The sequence below is a fragment of the Halobacterium sp. DL1 genome (genome assembly GCA_000230955.3).
Taxonomy (GTDB): Archaea; Halobacteriota; Halobacteria; order Halobacteriales; family Halobacteriaceae; genus Halobacterium.
The window spans coordinates 2,793,554-2,810,943 of sequence record CP007060.1; the positions used below are offsets into that span (position 1 = coordinate 2,793,554).

Annotated in this window: 16 protein-coding genes; 4 read left to right on the forward strand and 12 right to left on the reverse strand. The window is 63.2% G+C overall.

The genetic code is table 11. The annotated features are described in order from the left end of the window. Positions 1–119: 119 nt before the first annotated feature. The gene (locus HALDL1_16550) at positions 120–1,067 is read left to right on the forward strand and encodes a hypothetical protein (protein ID AHG05028.1); all 948 of its coding nucleotides are present in this window, start codon (positions 120–122) and stop codon (positions 1,065–1,067) included. 16 nt (positions 1,068–1,083) lie between these two features. Here the strand turns inward: HALDL1_16550 and HALDL1_16555 are convergent, their stop codons facing one another. Together HALDL1_16555 and HALDL1_16560 are read right to left on the reverse strand one after the other, a co-directional pair. After that, complete coding sequence (locus HALDL1_16555) at positions 1,084–1,551, reverse strand: hypothetical protein (GenBank protein AHG05029.1); 468 nt, start codon at positions 1,549–1,551, stop codon at positions 1,084–1,086. Between the two features lie 145 nt (positions 1,552–1,696). Further along, positions 1,697–2,758, reverse strand: coding sequence for a hypothetical protein (locus HALDL1_16560; protein ID AHG05424.1), 1,062 nt, complete (start codon positions 2,756–2,758; stop codon positions 1,697–1,699). Positions 2,759–2,934: 176 nt separating this feature from the next. On the opposite strand from HALDL1_16560, the gene HALDL1_16565 reads away from it, so the two are divergent. Beyond that, positions 2,935–4,194: an integrase gene (locus HALDL1_16565; GenBank protein ID AHG05030.1), complete on the forward strand. Its 1,260-nt coding sequence runs from the start codon at positions 2,935–2,937 to the stop codon at positions 4,192–4,194. Beyond that, complete coding sequence (locus tag HALDL1_16570) at positions 4,187–4,519, forward strand: hypothetical protein (GenBank protein ID AHG05425.1); 333 nt, start codon at positions 4,187–4,189, stop codon at positions 4,517–4,519. The genes HALDL1_16565 and HALDL1_16570 overlap by 8 nt, the downstream gene beginning before the upstream one ends. Before the next feature lie 135 nt (positions 4,520–4,654). On the opposite strand, the gene HALDL1_16575 is transcribed toward HALDL1_16570, so the two are convergent. From HALDL1_16575 to HALDL1_16600, 6 genes are all read right to left on the reverse strand, one after another. Further along, entirely contained in the window at positions 4,655–4,822 is a 168-nt protein-coding gene (locus HALDL1_16575) for a hypothetical protein (GenBank protein ID AHG05426.1), read from the reverse strand. Between the two features lie 251 nt (positions 4,823–5,073). Continuing rightward, a complete protein-coding gene (locus tag HALDL1_16580) occupies positions 5,074–7,383 on the reverse strand; it encodes a hypothetical protein (protein AHG05427.1) in 2,310 nt (769 codons plus the stop codon). Further along, positions 7,380–7,697, reverse strand: a complete 318-nt coding sequence (locus HALDL1_16585; GenBank protein AHG05428.1) for a hypothetical protein — start codon at positions 7,695–7,697, stop codon at positions 7,380–7,382. The genes HALDL1_16580 and HALDL1_16585 overlap by 4 nt, the downstream gene beginning before the upstream one ends. Then, on the reverse strand, positions 7,694–8,020 hold the full coding sequence (locus tag HALDL1_16590; GenBank protein AHG05429.1) for a hypothetical protein: 327 nt from the start codon (positions 8,018–8,020) through the stop codon (positions 7,694–7,696). The genes HALDL1_16585 and HALDL1_16590 overlap by 4 nt, the downstream gene beginning before the upstream one ends. A 175-nt stretch (positions 8,021–8,195) precedes the next feature. After that, the gene (locus HALDL1_16595; GenBank protein ID AHG05430.1) at positions 8,196–8,369 is read right to left on the reverse strand and encodes a hypothetical protein; all 174 of its coding nucleotides are present in this window, start codon (positions 8,367–8,369) and stop codon (positions 8,196–8,198) included. A gap of 512 nt (positions 8,370–8,881) precedes the next feature. Next, the gene (locus HALDL1_16600) at positions 8,882–9,496 is read right to left on the reverse strand and encodes a hypothetical protein (GenBank protein AHG05431.1); all 615 of its coding nucleotides are present in this window, start codon (positions 9,494–9,496) and stop codon (positions 8,882–8,884) included. Positions 9,497–9,639: 143 nt separating this feature from the next. On the opposite strand from HALDL1_16600, the gene HALDL1_16605 reads away from it, so the two are divergent. Continuing rightward, positions 9,640–10,116 carry a hypothetical protein gene (locus HALDL1_16605; GenBank protein AHG05432.1) on the forward strand — a complete coding sequence of 159 codons (477 nt, stop codon included), beginning with the start codon at positions 9,640–9,642 and terminating at the stop codon, positions 10,114–10,116. Between the two features lie 45 nt (positions 10,117–10,161). On the opposite strand, the gene HALDL1_16610 is transcribed toward HALDL1_16605, so the two are convergent. From HALDL1_16610 to HALDL1_16625, 4 genes are all read right to left on the reverse strand, one after another. Further along, entirely contained in the window at positions 10,162–10,905 is a 744-nt protein-coding gene (locus HALDL1_16610) for a hypothetical protein (GenBank protein AHG05031.1), read from the reverse strand. Further along, entirely contained in the window at positions 10,902–13,865 is a 2,964-nt protein-coding gene (locus HALDL1_16615) for a type I restriction endonuclease subunit R (GenBank protein AHG05032.1), read from the reverse strand. Before HALDL1_16615 ends, HALDL1_16610 begins: the two co-directional genes overlap by 4 nt. A gap of 363 nt (positions 13,866–14,228) precedes the next feature. After that, entirely contained in the window at positions 14,229–15,563 is a 1,335-nt protein-coding gene (locus HALDL1_16620) for a type I restriction endonuclease subunit S (protein ID AHG05033.1), read from the reverse strand. Then, positions 15,560–17,122 carry a type I restriction-modification protein subunit M gene (locus HALDL1_16625; protein AHG05034.1) on the reverse strand — a complete coding sequence of 521 codons (1,563 nt, stop codon included), beginning with the start codon at positions 17,120–17,122 and terminating at the stop codon, positions 15,560–15,562. The genes HALDL1_16620 and HALDL1_16625 overlap by 4 nt, the downstream gene beginning before the upstream one ends. Positions 17,123–17,390: the final 268 nt, after the last annotated feature.

The window sequence follows — 17,390 nt, forward strand, 5'->3', positions numbered from 1 at the left end:
TCGAACGAGCGTCGGAGAGAAGTAGTCCCGGGAAGCGGTGGGCCCCCGAGTTTCGAATCTTGGACAGCCGGGACACAGTCACCATCAGTATCATACCAACATGGATCGAGGTACCGCTCATGCCTGAATTCACAAATCTCTCCCGCGAACCGGTTCGGGAGTACTGGGCCGACGAAGCTCGTAAGTTCACCCCCTGGCTCGCGGATCAGATCGAATCTGAAGACCCCTCAGAGGTTGAGGATGTAATCCAACTCGACCTTTCCCTGCGCGGGACGGAGCAGAGCGTGGGTCGGTACAACCTCGATATCCTCGCCGAGGCAGAAGACGGGCGGACGGTCGTCATCGAGAACCAACTAGAGCCCTCGGACCACGACCATCTCGGGAAGTGCCTAGCCTACGCTTCGGGGGTTGACGCAGATATCGTCGTCTGGATCAGCCCCCGGTTCAACGACGAACACAGCGACGCGTTCCAGTGGTTGAACGACCACACGCAGGAGGGGATCGACCTGTTCGCACTTCGGTTAGAGGTCTGGCGCATCGGCGACTCAGACCCGGCGGTCAGATTCACCGCTGTCGAGGAACCCAGTGAGTGGAAGGCTCAAGCACAGCGATCGACCGAGTTAACGGATACAAAGAAACGCTACCTCGAATTTTGGACGGGTTTCCGTGATGTTATCCAGGAATCAGACACGCCCTTGAGCGCCCGGAAACCGTTCCCCGAAAACTGGTACAACAACCCCATCGGACGAAGCGGGATGAAACTCCAGTTCAAAGTCAGTGTCCAGAACGGTATGGCCGCCGCGCAGTTCGTCATCGACGACAACCCCGACGCATTCGAGGCATTGCAGGATGAGGCTGCAGCCATCGACGCACAGATTCAGGGCGATGTCGAGTGGCACTCGGTCGAGGACTCCCCCGACCGGAGCAATCGCTCACGCGTGACGGTCACCCGTGACATCGACCTAGAGGATGAGGAGAAGTGGCCCGAATACTACGATTGGCTCCTCCATCGAGGGACCGAACTCCACGACGTGTTCAGCGATAGAGTCCGAGATCTGGCGGTCTGAACACCCAGAATCCGGTTCAAATATTGAACCGGTTCACCACACGCTCGGTGGGGCGGTCGTCGGCCACGCGCCAGAGCCCCTGCGGCCAGAACGACTCCTCGTAGTCCAATATCTCGTTGATTGTCTCTGGCTTGGCAGCTATCGAATCGTCGTACTCCTTGACTGCATAGACATCCAGCGCGGGGCCTCCGCCCCAGAATTCGTCGCGGATGTATTCCGTGTGCGCCATCGGGCCGACACGCCCGGCCGCAGTGTATCGACTCTCGGAATTGCGGTAGACCAGCAGCGGATCGCCTCGCTCCATCCGTTCGAGGTTCCGGCGGTTTCGCTCCCACGAGCCCTGCTCCGGATCGGTCCGGACGCCCCAGATGCGTGCAGTCTCCGGGAATGAGTCTGGTCGCCCCTCCCACTCTGACAGAGTGATTGGCTCGGCCATCGTACGCTGGAAGGACCGCTCGTCGACCGGCACCAGCCAGAGGTTCATACGGGGGAGAGACACCACCGCGGCATAAGTGATTCTCCCCTGATGGTTCCGGGCAGACCGCTACAGTCGGTCGAGGCGACCCCCGATATTCTCATTCGCTGCATTTCCGAAGAGCCGTCCGCCGCCGAGTATAGCGCCAACTCGCTCACCCCTCACGAGAGCTGCCAGTCGTCTGTTCCTTTCGGAGAGTCGTGAGACTCTTGCGACCGAACGCTAAGTGCGTCCAATACCCGAATGCGTCGTCAAAATGCGGATTATCCGTGGTTCGAATGTTTTGAAGGATCGCTCTGGTCAAGCCAGTGAACGAGTACTCTTCATCGTTGTGGCACCAGCGAACATTGTTCCGTTGGCCAGTCTTCCCAGTCACGACAGCTTGCCAGAAGCCATCTTCAGGATTCCACTGTTCTTCAAGTCCGTCGGGCATCCAGTCTTTGTCGAGCAAATCCTCATTGAACAGTAGCTCGTCCCCCTCTCGGAGGACTCCACGGTCAATTAGAACACTAAACGTGGACCGTCGCCGATTGCTTTGCTGCCTTTCGTCCTTCTCTCGCCGCTTGGTCATGTACTCCTCCGCCTCAGGGACGGGGATGACACGCTGCCCTTGAATCAGGTACTCGCCATCGTGCTCGTAGGCGCTGAGGCGGATACACGAGATATCGATTCCGTACTCCTGCTGTAGCCAGAGCACTGGAGAAGTGATTTCCGTGCCGAAGTCTCCGGCGGCAAGCATCACACGAGGACGGTCGTCAAGTTCGAAGTCTGCGAACCCCCCCTCATCGATTGTTGCCGCCTCATCAGTCTCGAGGAATTCCGCGAACCGTTCGCCTACTTCCTCCGGTGACAGGTCGTCCTCGTTCCGCCGGTCGTGGAATTTTCGATACAGTTCCTGGATGTCCTCGGCAGTCAGTGTCGAACAGAAACCCGCGTATTTCAGCCCCTGAAGGTCAGTAGTTTTGTCGGCGCGATCGCGTTTCAGTTCAATGACCACCAGTTTCCCCACGCGGTCGAGTGCAAGTACGTCGAGCCGGTCGAGAGTATCTTCGAAGCCCGCGTACTCAGAGGTGATCACTAGGAGCTCTTCTCCTAGAATCTGGGGTTGCTCAATCACCCACTCTTGGAGATCGTCCCGTTCTAGTAACCCGAGTTCGGTGAGCTGGCGGGTCGGGATAGAGTCTACCGCCCCATCGCCATCGATGCTGAACAGCATGTCTCTACTGGACACAGGCCATCCTGTTACCTGTTACCGTGGACGCTGTCCAGCGCATCAGTCGAGGGGCGAACGTGGTCGACGACCAACCGTTCTGAAGCTCGGTTCCCTCTCGGTTGAGCAAGTTGCCGGAATCGTAACCAACGCACTGCGTTAGTGTTTACTTTTTGTCACGTATGGCAAGCGTCAGCGACATCCACAATTTCGGCGACCAGTTTACCCAGCAGCTCGAGAAGCTCGACGAGGCCGATATCGGCGACCGCGACCGGAAGGCCATCAAGCAGTTCATCCGCTACCAGGACGCCCAGCGCGGCCTCGCCGCCAGCACCAACGTCAACAACTGCTCGGACCTCCGTCTCAGCGCCACGCGCGCCGACACGCCCCTGATGGACATGACACGCGAGGACGTCGACGCGCTCCTCTTCGAGTACAAGCACGACCACGAGATGGCGCCGGGCACGCTCCGGAACTACCGCAAGGCGCTGCGGAAGTTCTTCCGCTACCACGACCGGGAGTGGGCCGAGGACATCGAGATCGGCGCCATCCCCGACCGCGAGGTCGACGCCGAGAAGACGCTCACCGAGGACGAAATCAGCGCGCTCCGTGAGGCGGTCGACCACCCGCGCAACAAGGCCCTCCTCGAGATGCTGCTCGACACCGGCCTCCGCATCAGCGCCATCGGCACGCTCCGCGTGAAGGACGTCGACCTCAACGGCCGGACCGGGTCGGTCACCCTCAACCAGGACGCCGTCGGCCGGAAGGGCGCCAGCGGGAAGCGGCCACTCACCTACAGCAAGCCCTACGTCGCCAACTGGCTCGACGTCCACCCCCGGAGCGGCGACCCCGGGGCGCCGCTGTTCCACCGGCTCACCAAGCCCAACGGCGGCTGGGGCGACGACGACGGCGCGCTCCACTACTACTCCCTCCAGAAGGTCCTCAAGCAGACCGCCGAGGACGCCGGCGTCCCGCGCGACAAGGTCAACCCCCACAACTTCCGGAAGACCGCCATCAGCCAGTGGATCCGCCAGGGGTTCAGCGAGCAGGAGATCAAGCACCGCGCGACCTGGGTGAAGGACAGCCGGCAGTTCGAGACCTACTCCCAGGTGACCGACGAGGAGATGAACCAGCAGATTCTCGAGCAGTACGGCCTCGCCGACGAGGAGACCGAGCGGACCAGGCCCAGCCTCGAGGACTGCCCGCAGTGCCAGACCACGCTCCGGGGCGACCCGCGGTTCTGCCCCGGCTGCGGGCTCGCCCTCAGCCAGCGCGCCGCACAGGACCTCGAGCAGGCCAAGGAGGACGTCTTCGAGGACGTGGCCGCCGCCACCGACGAGGACGAGGTCGCGATGCTCCGGGACCTGCGGGAGCTCGTCGAGGACCACCCCGGCGCCATGGACGCGGTCCTCCAGCGAGCGGCGGCGGAGACCGATGACTGAGTCAGACGTCGGCATCGACACGGCCGACCTGCGGCGGCGGGTCCCCGACGGTTGGCGGGTCGAGGGCGGCGGCGCTGGCGTGACCGGGTACGCCGACGAGGACGAGACGGGGAGGCTCGTGCGCCCGGACGGGGTCCCGGCCTGCTTCGCCATCCACCCCGAAGGCAGCCTCTGGGGGGCGGCGTGGAAGCAGCCCCACGAGCTGGGCGACGACCTCCGCGCGGTGTCCGACCACGTCACGGGGACCAGAGAGCGGTGCATCGCGTGGGTCATCGAGCGGGTCCGCAACGCCGAAGGGAGTGATCACGAGGAGTTACTGGAGTAGCCCGGCGGGCCTTCGCCAGACGGGCTCCGGACCGGTCACCGTCATCGGTCGCTTGTGCAGCGGAACCGGAGGTCTCGCGGAGACTTGAGCGTGCCAGGAGCGTGAGTGCCGGAGCACGCCGGTGGGGCGGCCGTCTCACTGCCCCCCGGGCTCGGGGAGCGCGTTCTCCGGGTCGTACTGATCGGCCATCCGTTGGAGTACCTGGTCGTAGGTCTCGCCGCCGCGCTTCAGCGACCGGACCAGGTTCCGGGTCTCGGTCGAGACGGCGATGCGTGCGTTGGCGTTCCGCTCGGTGTCACCCATAGTCAGACGCGTTGGACGAGACTCCGAGAATCCCCACGAGCCGCCGAGCGCGCGGGGGAGAGTTCGCGGCGGCAGTGGGCTCTACACGCGGCCACGGGCGGGCACGCACGCGAAGAAGGCGACGCCGTGGGGCGGCGCCGCAGGTCGTGCGCGCGAGCGCAAGCGGCGGTTAGCTCATAGGGCTTGGTTAGTTCACCCTCCGTTACCGCCCCTCTGTTTACCTTTAAAGGGGAGAGCTAACGGAGGGTGAACTAACCGCCGGGCGCCGCCCCCGCCTCATCCCCCGACAGGACCCGGAGCGTTCCCGCGGCGTACTCCAGTCGCCCCGCCTCAACGGCCGCTTCGAACGCCCTGGTCGCCTCCGCGTCGGTCGCGCCATGCACGACCTTGAACATCGAGAGGTACTGGGCGCGAGTCGGCGACTTCGACGCTTCCCGCCTCAAGTAAGCCACGACCTTCACCGCCCGGATGACGCGGCGGCGGTGCTCGTATCCCGTCCGCGTCGCCTCGATCCGGTCCGCGAGCGCGCCGGCGAAGCCGTCCATCGACGGGGAGAGTGGCTCGCACTCGAATCCGGCCAGCTCCACGAGCTCCGGCCGTTCGAAGACGATGTTCGGGGCGTCGGTGCGGAACCGGCCGGCCGCTTGGATGGTCCCCGAGACCGCGTGCTGGGCCAGCAGCCGCCACCCCCGCTCGAGTGCGTCCGTTGGGTCGTCGTGCTCCGGCGCGAGCAGCTCCCAGAGGGCAACCACCCGCCGGGCAGTCGCTGCTGGGCCCTGCACCTGGACCCCGCAAAGGACCGCATCGATCGGGAGCTGTTCGAGGTCCTTGGCACCGATCGCGCCACGCGAGTGCGGGACGAGCCCGGCCTGGCCCCCAACCCCGCCCCCGCTGGTGGGGAGTTCGAGCGTCTCGACGGGCATCGCCTCCCATTTGGCCTCGTTCGTGCCGTTGATCGGGACGGCGGCGAGGCGGGCACCTGCCTCCTCCTTGGCCTGGCGGACGAGCGCCTGGAACCACGGGGTCGCGGCGTCGACGCTCGTCCGGCCGTGGTAGCCGGGGCTCTCGTCCCCATCTGATCGGAGTTGGAGTGGTGCAGTCACCAGCTGGTGCGCTGTCCGACGCAGGTCGCCAGGACTTCGCTCCGGGTCCGACACCTCGTTGTGCGTCGCCGAGAAGCCGACCAGCGTATCGGCACCAGTGATTGACCGGAGGTCCGCGAGCGCCGCCCGCGGGGCGCCGGGCGCGTCCCGGTCGCCCCCCGGCACTATCGTTCGCCCCGCCCAGACGGCCTCGAGGTGGTGATCGAGCAGGTCCCCCCAGCGCGCCGCGATTGCTGGGTGGGTTCCCGCCTCCTGCCACGCCTTGTAGACCTCCCGGGGAGTGCTCGCCGCCTCACGGTCGGCGACGCGCCGGAACTCGATGTCGTTGACCGCCTCGCCGCGCTCCTCACTCCTCGTGTGGATGAAGTCCACGCCACCATCGCGGTGCGACTGGACGCGCGAGAGGAACTCGACCACCTCTCGGACCTGGTTGAACAGCCCGGCGAGCCAATCGGCCCGTTCCGAGCGGCCGGTCTCGACCGCACTACGAAGCCAGGCCATGGTCTCACGGCGGGCGCGCCCAAGGACGTCGAAGGCGCCGCGGAGCGACACCGCGGCCTCGTCGAACAGGTCTCCAGGTGTAACCGGGAACTCCCGCGACGCCGCCGCCCAGTCACGTATCGCGGACTCAAGCGGCTCGATGTCGCGGGCAATCTCCCGACCCCGCTTCGTGGCGCTCCCCTCGAATTCCGTTCGTACTGTCGCCAGCGCGGCGGTGATCGCCAACGGGTTGACCTCGGTGGTGGCGTGGGAGAGGTCGGTGGCGACCGTGTGGCTCTCGTCCAGCAGCGCGACGTCCGCCGCCAACCACTCGCCAGCATCATCGGACTGGAATGCCTTCGCGTAGGTTGCGACGCGGACCGGCTCCTCGTCCTCGATGGACTCCGCGAGCGCCGTCTGCAGGTAGTGCGGACACACCGGCTGCTCCAGCTTGGACGCGAGGTCCTTGATTGTCTGTTCATCCAGCTGGATTCCCTCCCCGTTCGTGAGATGGTGCATCGCGAGCGCGTCATCGGCCAGCCGCTCCAGGTCTCGGTCATCGGGGTACATCGGGCACCCGTTGCTCGAGCAGATGCGCTCGTCGACCTGGCCGACCAGCTCCTTCCAGGGGTCCCACGCGCAGAGGTCATGCCGGCCCGGGTGTTCGATGTACTGGACCCCGAACTGCTCCAGGCGGCCGACCAGGCTGCGGCGGTTGACCCGCTGGGGGACGAGGGCGGCAACGCGCTGGGCGCGGGTGAGGAACTCCTCGGCGGTGCACGCGAGGAGCCAGGTCTTCATCGAGGACACTGCCCCCTGGACGGCCACCAGGTCGGTCCTGCCATCGTGGTGGTCGGTGAGCCGCGCGATGTCGCTGGTGAAGGCGGCCCGCATCGCCCCGGGGGACGCCTCGTCCTCGCCCACGAGCGGCCCGGGCGTCTCGTAGAGGAGCCGCGCAGGGCGACGGGGGGCGGTCACGTATCGAGTGCCCCCGCCGCGGCCGCGTTCTCATTCAACGACGCCAGCACGACGTTCGCGGCGCACACGTCGTCGTACCGGAACGAGTCCTCGGCGGCGTGGGCCGCTAGTGCGTCCTGCAGTTCATCGGCCACGGGGGAGTCGAGGTCCTCGATCGAGTGACGCGGATTCCGGAGGAACAGTTCGCAGGCCTGGAGGTCCGTGAGCAGGTGCTCGGTCGTGTCGTGCTCGTTGGCGGCGCACATGATCGCCACCTTGATTCTCATCTGGAAGCGGACCCACGGCGGCCAGCCGTCCGCGAAGAAGACGGTCACTCGTAGACGCCCCCGCGGTGGTTCCGTTTGGTGCTCTCGGCGATCTTCCGCTTGGTCTCGTCCGGGTGGCTGAACCCAGGCTCCCGGCCCGGTTGGCGGGCCGCGTCGGCCGGGTATATCGGCGCCCCGGGGTTGGCGGCCTTGTACTCCGCCAGCGTCGTGTCGTGGGTCCGGAGGTGTTGTTCGGTGATCTGGCCGAGCGCCTGCGCGCACTCCCGACAGACCACCTGATCGTCGCCCGCCGCAGCGCATGCGCGGTCGACTTCTTCGGGAGCGATCGAGGACTCGTGGCTCGCCCAGACCTCCTCGAGGGAGTCGCTCATCGCCACAGCGTCCCATTATCGCAGTTCCAGCACCCCTCACGTAGCCGGGGGTCCGTGGACGCGGTTCCGCACAGCCCGCAGCGCCAGACGAGGGTCCGCTGGCCGTCCTCGTCCCGGGTCTCGTGCGGGCCGGTCACGCAGCGGTCGAGGGGGCGGTCGAGCGGCCGCTGCGCCCTCATTCGTCCACCCCGCCGGCGGTCCGAGCGTCAGCGCGGTCCCAGCCCAGCACTGCCGCGGCCAGCTCGGCGGTCTCCTTGTCGCTGTCGGCGTACTGCTCGATCTGGTCTCGGTGTTCGGTCACGAACGCCGCGAGCGCGCGGTGGTGCGCTTCTGTCTCAGACTCCGCCATTGGTCCCCTCCTGGTCGCGTGCGGCCGCCGGATTGTACTGGTCCACCATGCGGCAGAGCCGGCCGCCGTAGGTCCCGCCGCCGCGTTTGAGCCTGTGAGCGGCGTTCCTCGTAGAAGCGCGACGGTCGGCATGGACTGTGTCGTCTCGGGTTGGATTCTTGCACATCGGCGTGTGTTCCCTTTGGGCCTCGTTCTGAGGGGGTGCCAGCGACCGCCAGACACACACAGAGCGTTCAGCGGGGTCGTGAAGGATGACGCCTTCTCGCTGGCGTTCGCTGGGTCGCGGTCCGTAGCCACGGCGTGAATGGTGCGAATCGCCGCCGTGCCTGCCGAGTGCCAGCGCGAGCGAAGCGAGAGCCCACGCCGGGCCCACTGCACGGATCCGCGCTTTTGCGTTCGGTCAGGCTGCCGCCTCAGCGAGACCACTACGGCTATCGCGGTTCGGCCGAACCGGCCCGTTGAACCCCCGTTCAGGAGTGCCTCCGGTGCGGAGTGGGTTGGTTCGAGACGCATCAGAAGTCGTTTAGTCGCCGTTGATTCGGTGACTCTACGCCGAACTGGGGGTCGTTGAGAAGCACCTCTCCGAGCGCGTCCGCAGCGATCGTCGCTATGGGGCGGTTCTCCGCGATGGCGTAGGAACTGTCTCCGTACCTGCAGGTTGCACATCCCGACTTGGAGCACTTGATGAGCTCGGACCCCGGCCCGACGAGGTATTTGTTCAGGGCGTGGATATCGCCCCACGCGAGCGAGATGTTGGCCGCGCCGCCCGTGATGACACGGAGTTTCGAGACAGCGTCATTCCGTACTCGGTAGTATCTGTGCTCGCCTCCATGCGCGGTTTCCACCGTGAACGTCGCTGGTAGTTCGTCTACGGCCGTCGTGTCCCACCGGTCATCGTAATCGTCGAGGTCCACTCCGACGAGTTCGTCGCCCGCGTAGACGCCATAGTTTCCGCGAACCGACCCGGGGCCGCCGGTCGTGTGGTCGTACGACTGCTTTCGCCCCTCCTCGACGTCGATGAACCGGTCGATGCTGAGTCCGGCGTCACTGAGCCGGTTCGCGACTATCTGCCGCTGCTCAGCCGTGGGGTCGCCTGTACTGTCGTGGGCGGAGTTTTGATTGCCCATACATAACTAGATAACCTGTGTACGAGGGGGGCCCTCCACGGGTTGCTGTCTTGCATGTTTATCGTTCCCAGTCCCCTCGCGGGCCGTATCGGGCCGCCCGCGGACTCCAAACATCTATGCATTGACGGTTTGGGAGTCTCCTCATGGACGACCGGTGGGCGGCGTTGTTCGACGAAGTGTACGGCCAGAAGTTCGAGAACAGCGACATGAATACGCAGCAGGAGACTCTCCGGAAGCGAGCGGTTGCGGCCCGCCCAATCCTCGTCCAGCTCGCTGAAGCGGGCGAGCCAGGCGATGAGGAACTCGTGACCACGGAACGCAACACGACCACCTACGGGCAGTTGGCCGAGGAAGTCGGAAGCGGCGCCACCTACGTTCCGAAGGTATTGGGCGCCATCGACCTAGTCGGCGAGGAACTGGGTGACCCACCGCTCTCGCCGCTGGTCGAAAGCTCGGGCACTGTGGGGCCCAGGAGAGGGTACTTCAACTGGAAGTTCCACGGCGAGGACCGCATCCGGAATCCCGGCGACAAAGACAGTCTGGGGACGGAGATGAAGAAGACATGGCGTCAGCACCTCCGGACGGTCTACGAACACGACGACTGGTACCAGCCTGAGTGAGTGTTCCTATCCGTCGCGGCAACGCATCGCTGTAGCGAGTGACGGTCAGACTGCCAGCGTGTTGCCGTTGACTCGGAGCCATTCGCGCCGGTCTTCGTAATCCGGAATGAGGGCGCCGACCGTGTTCCAGAACGAGTCGGAGTGTTCGTCGTGCACTGAATGCGCCAGCTCGTGGACGATGACGTAGTCCTGAATCCGAACCGGTGCTTGGACCAGCCGCCAATTAAGGCGGACAGTGCCACCGTCGTATTCGCCCCACCGGCCATCGATCTCGCCAACGTCGACAGGCACGTCTTCAAGGCCGAGCCGGGGTTCGAACCGGGCTGCTCTCGTGGGGAACTCCTCCTCAGCGCGGTTGATGAACCAGTCGACGACCGCCTGGCGCTTCCGGCGGACGCTGACGTCGTCCGCCTCCGCATCGAGGCGGTGGACCCGTAACGTGAACGTCTGCTCATCGAACGCCAGTTCCGGCTGGGGCACGTCCGCCTCGACGATCTCGAGCGGGTACTGCCGGCCGCGGTACTGGAGCTTCTCGCCGCTCAGGTACTCCTTCGGGTACTGCGGCCCCTCCTGGTCTTTCAGGCCGTAGAGCTTCTCCAGCAACCATTCCTGGCGGGAGTCGAGCACCGACTCAACGTCGGCCACCGTTGCATCCATCGGCGCGGTCACGGTGAGCTCCAGCGACTCGTCAATCGAGAGGCTCATCGTTTCGCGGTTCTCGGACCAGTCAATCGAGTACGGGACGACCGTCTGGCCGATGTGGTGCTGCCGTTGCAATCGCCCGCTCATTGGTAATGGGCGCGCGCTAGTTCAATAACGCGGTTGGTGAGCTCGCGGCGTTCCTCCCCCGAGAGCCCAATCCCTGAGCGGTACAGTTCTCCCGTCACTTCCTTCCGCATCCTGTTCTGCAGGTGGGTGCGTTCCTTCCACTCGACCTTCGTCACGAACTCCTCGACAGTCCCGACAAGGTCCGCGGTGAGTTCGACAAGGTCCTGCTCCCCGGCGTCATGCTCGTCCAGCACTTCCTCGACCGCGTGGTAGAACGAGAGGTCGGTTTCGTCGCGGAGGCCCTTGCTGCGGGCTGCCTTGTCGCGCGACCGGATTTCGTCCATCAGCGTGCGCAGTTCCTCGATGGTCTCCCGTTCGCTGTGCCGCCCCTCGCGGTACTCCTCGATGAGCTCCTCGAGCCGTTCTCTGAGCGACCCGTACTGGACCGGGTCTTCGTCGAACCGGACGTTGATCTCGTGCTCGATTGCGTTCTGCATCTCACTCGCCCGTGCTTCGTCGCTTTCTAGGTCTTCAAGTCTCGCGTCGAACTCGACCTCGTCCATGATCGAGACGGGGTCGTCGTTCAGCACCTCGATCCCCTGCGAGCTGATGTGGTCCTGGATGAGCTCCCGGACTTTCGCCCCCGCGCCCTCGAGGTTCATCGTCCCGTCGCGGTACCGCTCCTTCGCCTTGCCGTAGATCGTACTGAGGCGGTCCAGGTCCCCCCGGTATGGGTTCGCGATCGGGTCCGGGAGGACGATGTCCATCAGCTGGGAGAAGCGCTTGAACGCGTTCTTGAACTCGATGCGGCGGTCGTCCGGCTCGAGCGACTGCACGCACCGCTCCACGTCGTCGAGGTCCTCGAAGAACGAGACCGCCTTGCTGTGGGCCGCCTCGAGCTCCGGCTGCTTGTCCTCGACGGGCACCATCGCCCGCTCGACGTCCTTCGAGCTGAACATCGCGAGCGCCTCCTTCAGCTCGTCCGAGACGCCGTAGTAGTCGATGACGAGCCCGTGGGTCTTCTCCTCGAACGGGCGGTTCACGCGCGCGATCGCCTGCAGGAGGCTGTGCTCGCGGAGCGGCTTGTCGAGGTACATGACCTGGGCGACCGGCGCGTCGAAGCCCGTCAGGAGCATATCGCAGACGATGAGCAGTTCGACCTCGCCGTTCGGGTCGACGAACGACTCCTTGTACTGACTCTTCTCTGAGTCGCTGGGCGTCCACCGCTTGATGTGTTCCGGATCGTTGTGACCCTCGGAGACGATGACGCGCGACTCCGGCCCGTTAAGACTGTCGAGGGTCTCCTTGTACCTGATCGCCGCCTCCTTGCTGGTGGTGACGACCATCCCCTTGAACGGCGGCGGGACCTCGTTCTCGAAGTGCTCGATGATGTCCAGGGCGACGCGGTCAACGCGCGCCTGCGCCTCCGCGAGGTCCTGCGAGCGGGCGTACCGCTTCTGGATCTCCGCCTTCTCCTCGTCCGTCTTGTCCGAGAAGATCCGGTCGAAAAGGCGGTCGAGCGTCTCGCCCTCGAGGTGGATGTCGGCCAGCCGGCCCTGGTACAGGATTTCGACCGTCGCGCCATCCTCGAGCGATTGGTCGATGGTGTACGTGTCGATGTAGTTGCCGAACGTGCGCCGGGTGTTGCGGCTGTCCTTCTCGATGGGCGTCCCGGTGAAGCCGACGTAGAAGGCGTTCGGGAGCGCCGTCCGCATGTTGCTCGCGAGCTCCTTGTCCTGCGTCCGGTGGGCCTCGTCGGCCATCACGTAGATGTTCTCGTTCCGGGAGAGCACCGGGAATTCCTCCCCCTCGTCGTCGGTCGTCTGGAACTTGTGGATGAGCGTCGTGATCGTCTCGCCGGCGTCGTAGCTGAGGCGCTCGCGGAGGTCCTCGATGCTCTGGGCTTTCTTCGGGTTCGGGAAGCCGCAGCGCTGGAAGGTCGCGTGTATCTGGTCGTTGAGCGCGCGCCGGTCGGTGACGAGCACGAGCGTCGGGTCGTCCTCGAGGCGGCGGAGCTTCAGCGCGAGGAACAGCATCGTGAGTGACTTTCCCGACCCCTGGGTGTGCCAGACCACGCCGCCCTGGGCCTCGCGCTGGCTGCGCTTGTCGATCCGTTCGAGGGCCTTCCGGACCGCGCGGTACTGCTGGTAGCGGGCGACCATCTTGATCGTCCCGCTCTGGCGCTCCTCGAACACCGTGTAGTGGCGCAGCTGGTCGAGCAGGCGTTCGGGCTCGAACAGCGCGTACAACATCCGATACTGGTCGGGGAGGTAGCCATCGAGGTCGAACAGCTCGATGAGCTCGTCGTCCTCCAGCGGGTATGCGTCACGCCAGGGCTTGTACTGGTCCTTCGGCGTCCGGTACGTCCCCATAACCGCGCCCTCCATCCAGGTGGCGACCGAGAACTGGTTATAGCGGAAGAGCTCCTCGGCGCCCTCCGCCTCACCGTCCCGCTCGTTCTGATACCGGGTCAGCTGGTCGAGTGCCTCCGAACGGGGCTCCTTAATCTGGGGGCTCTTGCACTCGACGACGCCGAGCGGGACACCGTTGACGAACAGCACGACGTCGGGCTTGACAACCTCGACCGGGCCCGCAACCCGGAACTGGTTGAGCGCGAAGAAGTCGTTGTTCTCGGGGGTCTCGTAGTCGATATACTGGACCGTCTGGTACTGCTTGCCGTGACCCAGGTCCTGCTCGACGGAGATGTGGCGGACGAGCTTCTCGTGAATCTGCTCGTTCTCGTCCATCGTACTCGTCCCGGCAACCTGCTGTATCTCGCGGACGGCCTTGTTCAGGTTGTTCTCGTTCAGCCAAGGATTCAGGCGCCCGACGGCATCGCGGAGACGCGGTTCGAGTACGGCCGAGGACTCCGTCTCCCGAGGGTCAGTCCAGGAAGTCTGCTGCTGATCGACAACCTCCCAGCCGAGCGTCTGGAGAGCGGCGAGCGTCGGGCGTTCGGCCTCGGCGTATTCGTCGGCCATCTACCGGGCTAACGCACCTTACATTTAAAAATGATGACGGTAGCAGTGCAGAGCGCAGGTGCGAGTGAAGTACAGCCTCACGCACGGAAGGCGACGGAAGTGTGGGCGACAAGTACATCGACTGGCTCAATCATCTCAGCATCAAGACGGTCAACGTCGGCGAGAATCAGGTTGAGGCCGTCGGGCCCACCCTCGCGTACAACCCCGCCTTCGGAAACCCATATCGCGCGAAAGCACCTGCTGAGAATTCGAACGCGACACCAATGGCCAGCAGTAACTCGACTATGGCGGTATCTTCGCTGCCCCATTCAGCTGTTCCGCGACGGCCCGGTGTAGCCGCCGATATTACAAAGTCTGCCGTCGTCAATCAGTGGGGTCGACACGAACGTCGCCCGTGAGCAAATCCTGCATCAGGCCGCGTTTGAGTTCCTGAAGGTGCTCCTTGTGTCCTCGTTCGTCTACCAGTTTTTCATCGACTGATTGGAGCACACTCTTGATTCGGTTCTGGTCTTCTTTCGGTGGGACAGGGACCTTGAGATTCCGGATATCAGTCAGGCTCACCTCGGGAAAGGTACTGACACCACTTAATGCGATGATGTAATCCATAACGTAGTTGAGGTAATAATACAGGTATTCTACATCGAGCTCATCTTTACAATGGAAAGCGATAATCCCCTGGTTGGTTGCGGCGGGAGTTGTGCAGATGGCAGTCTTCCCGATACCGTAGGACCGGCTTGTGAACATTACCGACGGGGCGGGTACGATATTGACTGATGTACTCTTGAGGCCCGCCTCCGTTAGCTTCCTCCTGGAGTCTGAAATGTACTTTTCGCCCCGCTCGTACAGGTTGGACAAGTCATCCGGGGTTACCCACACAATGTCACCGCCATAATAGTCAGAATTGCTAGTTTTAGGGGTGTTTCCCTTTTCCACGTCCGCAACGTCCGATATTGTTTCTATGCTCCAGTTGACCGGAATTTCTGTTGTTCTCGCTCCTAGACGGACCTCCGTGTACTCGTTAGAAAGTCCGCTACCTACGACTAAGTCCTGCCTGAGCCCCCGCTTCAACTCCTTTGTTTCCTCGATAATTTCGTTCGTCTGCTGAATCTGCTTGTCTACAGTCGATAGTATATCGGCGATTCGGCGCTGTTCGGAAATATTAGGTAGCGGGAATCGGAAGTTCACGAAATCCTTCTGATAGAGATGAGAAATTGTAGAGCCAGCAGTTATTGTCTCGATGAAATCGTCGAAATAGAAGGATTTCAGAACGTAATACATGAATTCTGGAGCGTATTCCTCGTTAAGCGGGCGCAGAACGAAGAGCCCGTTGTTCAGCGTAGCTTCACCTGGAAGCTCATCAATGAGGGCTGTCTTCCCAATCGATCCATCCTTCGTTACTAGGAGATCCGCTTCCTCAAGCTGGATATTCGGGTCCCTCTCATACCATTCCTCGTTGACATATACGCAACGGTCCCACTGAACACGCCCATCCTCGAAGTCAGTCCCAGTCACGAGGAAGTAATCTCCTTCCTCCTGATGATCATCCTCAGTTAACCCGTGCCAACCAATTCGACCTTTAAGATACGTATTGTCACCTAACCGGGCTACCTTCCAGTCTTCGGGAATCTGCCTCGTCTTCGGGCCAAACCTTACTTGCTTGAAATCTTCTAATGGCTCCTGGCGAACGGGCTCGCTCATCGGTACTCCAACCCCTTCATATACTCTTGGAGCTCTTCGTCGGTCTTTCGCCGCTCCTCAGTCAGCTTATCTAGCTCCTGGAGTTTCTTACTCACGTCAATAGGCTCCTCTAACTCGGTCGTGTCAACGTACCGGGGAACGTTCAGGTTCCAGTCGTTCTCCTTGATTTCTTCCAGATCAACCAGTCGGCTGTGGTGAGCTTTCTCGCGCCCCTGCCTAAACGTCTCCGCAAGGTACTCCACACCCTCCTCAGTCAATTGATTCTGGTTCGAGAGTTCCTTGAACACCTGCACGTCTGATTCTCGGAGCGTCTGATCCTCGGCGTAAATGAAGTGGACCTTTCCTTCGCGCTCCTCGGGCTTGTCCTTGTTCAGAATGAGGATGCATCCCGGCGAACCAGTGTTGTAGAACAAGTTCTCTGGTAGAGCGATGACTGCCTCAACGAGATCCTCTTCCAGAATCGGCTTCCGTATCTTCTTCTCCGAACGCGAGCGGAACAGCACACCGTTGTCCATCACAACGCCCGCCTTTCCCGTCTCGTTGAGCGACGCGAGCATCAGCTGGATCCACGCCCAGTCGCCACGGTTCGACGGCGGGAGGCCGTACGGGAAGCGGTTGTACGGCTCGTTGTCCTCGACCCAATCTTTGTTCCACTCTTTCTGGTTCCACATCGGGTTCGCGATGACCCGGTCGAATACCTCCAGTTCGTCGTGCTTCGTGACGCGCTTGGGCTCTGTGATGGTGTCGCCCTTCTCGATCTGGGCGTCGTAGAGTTCGTGCAGCAGGACGTTCATCTGGCCGATGGCCCACGTGTTCAGGTTCTTCTCCTGGCCGTACAGCGAGATGTCCTCCATGTCACCGCCCTGCTCCCGGATGTGCTCGGCGGAGTAGATGAGCATCCCGCCGGAGCCACAGCACGGGTCGTAGACGCGGTGCCCGGGTTCCGGGTTGACGCACTTGACGATGAGGCGGACGACCTCCCGCGGCGTGTAGAACTCGCCACCCTTCTTTCCGGCGTCGTCGGCGAACTCGCGGATGAGGTACTCGTAGGCTCGCCCGAAGATGTCGGGGTCTTCGAGGTCGGCGTTCCGGTAGCGGTGCTTTGAGAAGTGCGAGACGAGGTCCGAGAGGAGGGAGTCCGGGAGGCGCTCCTTGTCGTTGAAGTCAACCGTCGTGAGCACACGGTCGGCGATAGGGTCGTTCTCGTCTTCGATCGCCGCGAGCGCCTTGTTCAGCGCCGCGCCAATGTCCGTCTCCTGGGCCTTGAGGTGGTCCCAGCGGGCACGCTCCGGAATCCAGAACTCCTCGTGGAGGTCACGGTCTTCACGGGCGGTCTCCTCGGGGATGCCGAGCTCCTCGGCGACTTCCTCGGTTTCCTCGTCGAAGCGGTCGTTGGCCCGCTTGAGGAACAGCAGTCCGAAGATGTAGTTCTTGTAGTCCGCCGAGTCGATGCTCCCGCGGAGCTTGTCCGCGGCCGCCCACAGATGGGTCTCGAGCGTATCGAGCGTGAGTATATCTGGTTCCGTTCCAGGCAGCTCTGCCTGGTTCCCGTCAGCCATATCTCAGGCATCACACCCTGAGGTAATAACACCAACGTAGCTCGGGTCCAGACAGGGGTTAGTTACTCTCTGAGTAAGAGCTGAACGACCGGCTTGCCTAACCGGCGGTGATGACACTTCCTCGCTGGTTCGCGCTGGCCAGCTCGCGGGCGTTATCGCTCGGAGGGACGCGGATATTGAATGACGGTCGAGCGCGCGCGGAGAATCGAAGAACGACCGTGAGGCGAAGCGCGTGGCGTCGGAAGTCTAACCACCCATACGCAGCTTG

Coding starts and splice junctions, on each gene's coding strand:
- HALDL1_16550 (AHG05028.1), top strand. CDS start 120: ATGCCTGAATTCACAAATCTCTCCCGCGAACCGGTTCGGGAGTACTGG.
- HALDL1_16555 (AHG05029.1), bottom strand. CDS start 1,551: ATGAACCTCTGGCTGGTGCCGGTCGACGAGCGGTCCTTCCAGCGTACG.
- HALDL1_16560 (AHG05424.1), bottom strand. CDS start 2,758: ATGCTGTTCAGCATCGATGGCGATGGGGCGGTAGACTCTATCCCGACC.
- HALDL1_16565 (AHG05030.1), top strand. CDS start 2,935: ATGGCAAGCGTCAGCGACATCCACAATTTCGGCGACCAGTTTACCCAG.
- HALDL1_16570 (AHG05425.1), top strand. CDS start 4,187: ATGACTGAGTCAGACGTCGGCATCGACACGGCCGACCTGCGGCGGCGG.
- HALDL1_16575 (AHG05426.1), bottom strand. CDS start 4,822: ATGGGTGACACCGAGCGGAACGCCAACGCACGCATCGCCGTCTCGACC.
- HALDL1_16590 (AHG05429.1), bottom strand. CDS start 8,020: ATGAGCGACTCCCTCGAGGAGGTCTGGGCGAGCCACGAGTCCTCGATC.
- HALDL1_16595 (AHG05430.1), bottom strand. CDS start 8,369: ATGGCGGAGTCTGAGACAGAAGCGCACCACCGCGCGCTCGCGGCGTTC.
- HALDL1_16600 (AHG05431.1), bottom strand. CDS start 9,496: ATGGGCAATCAAAACTCCGCCCACGACAGTACAGGCGACCCCACGGCT.
- HALDL1_16605 (AHG05432.1), top strand. CDS start 9,640: ATGGACGACCGGTGGGCGGCGTTGTTCGACGAAGTGTACGGCCAGAAG.
- HALDL1_16610 (AHG05031.1), bottom strand. CDS start 10,905: ATGAGCGGGCGATTGCAACGGCAGCACCACATCGGCCAGACGGTCGTC.
- HALDL1_16615 (AHG05032.1), bottom strand. CDS start 13,865: ATGGCCGACGAATACGCCGAGGCCGAACGCCCGACGCTCGCCGCTCTC.
- HALDL1_16620 (AHG05033.1), bottom strand. CDS start 15,563: ATGAGCGAGCCCGTTCGCCAGGAGCCATTAGAAGATTTCAAGCAAGTA.
- HALDL1_16625 (AHG05034.1), bottom strand. CDS start 17,122: ATGGCTGACGGGAACCAGGCAGAGCTGCCTGGAACGGAACCAGATATA.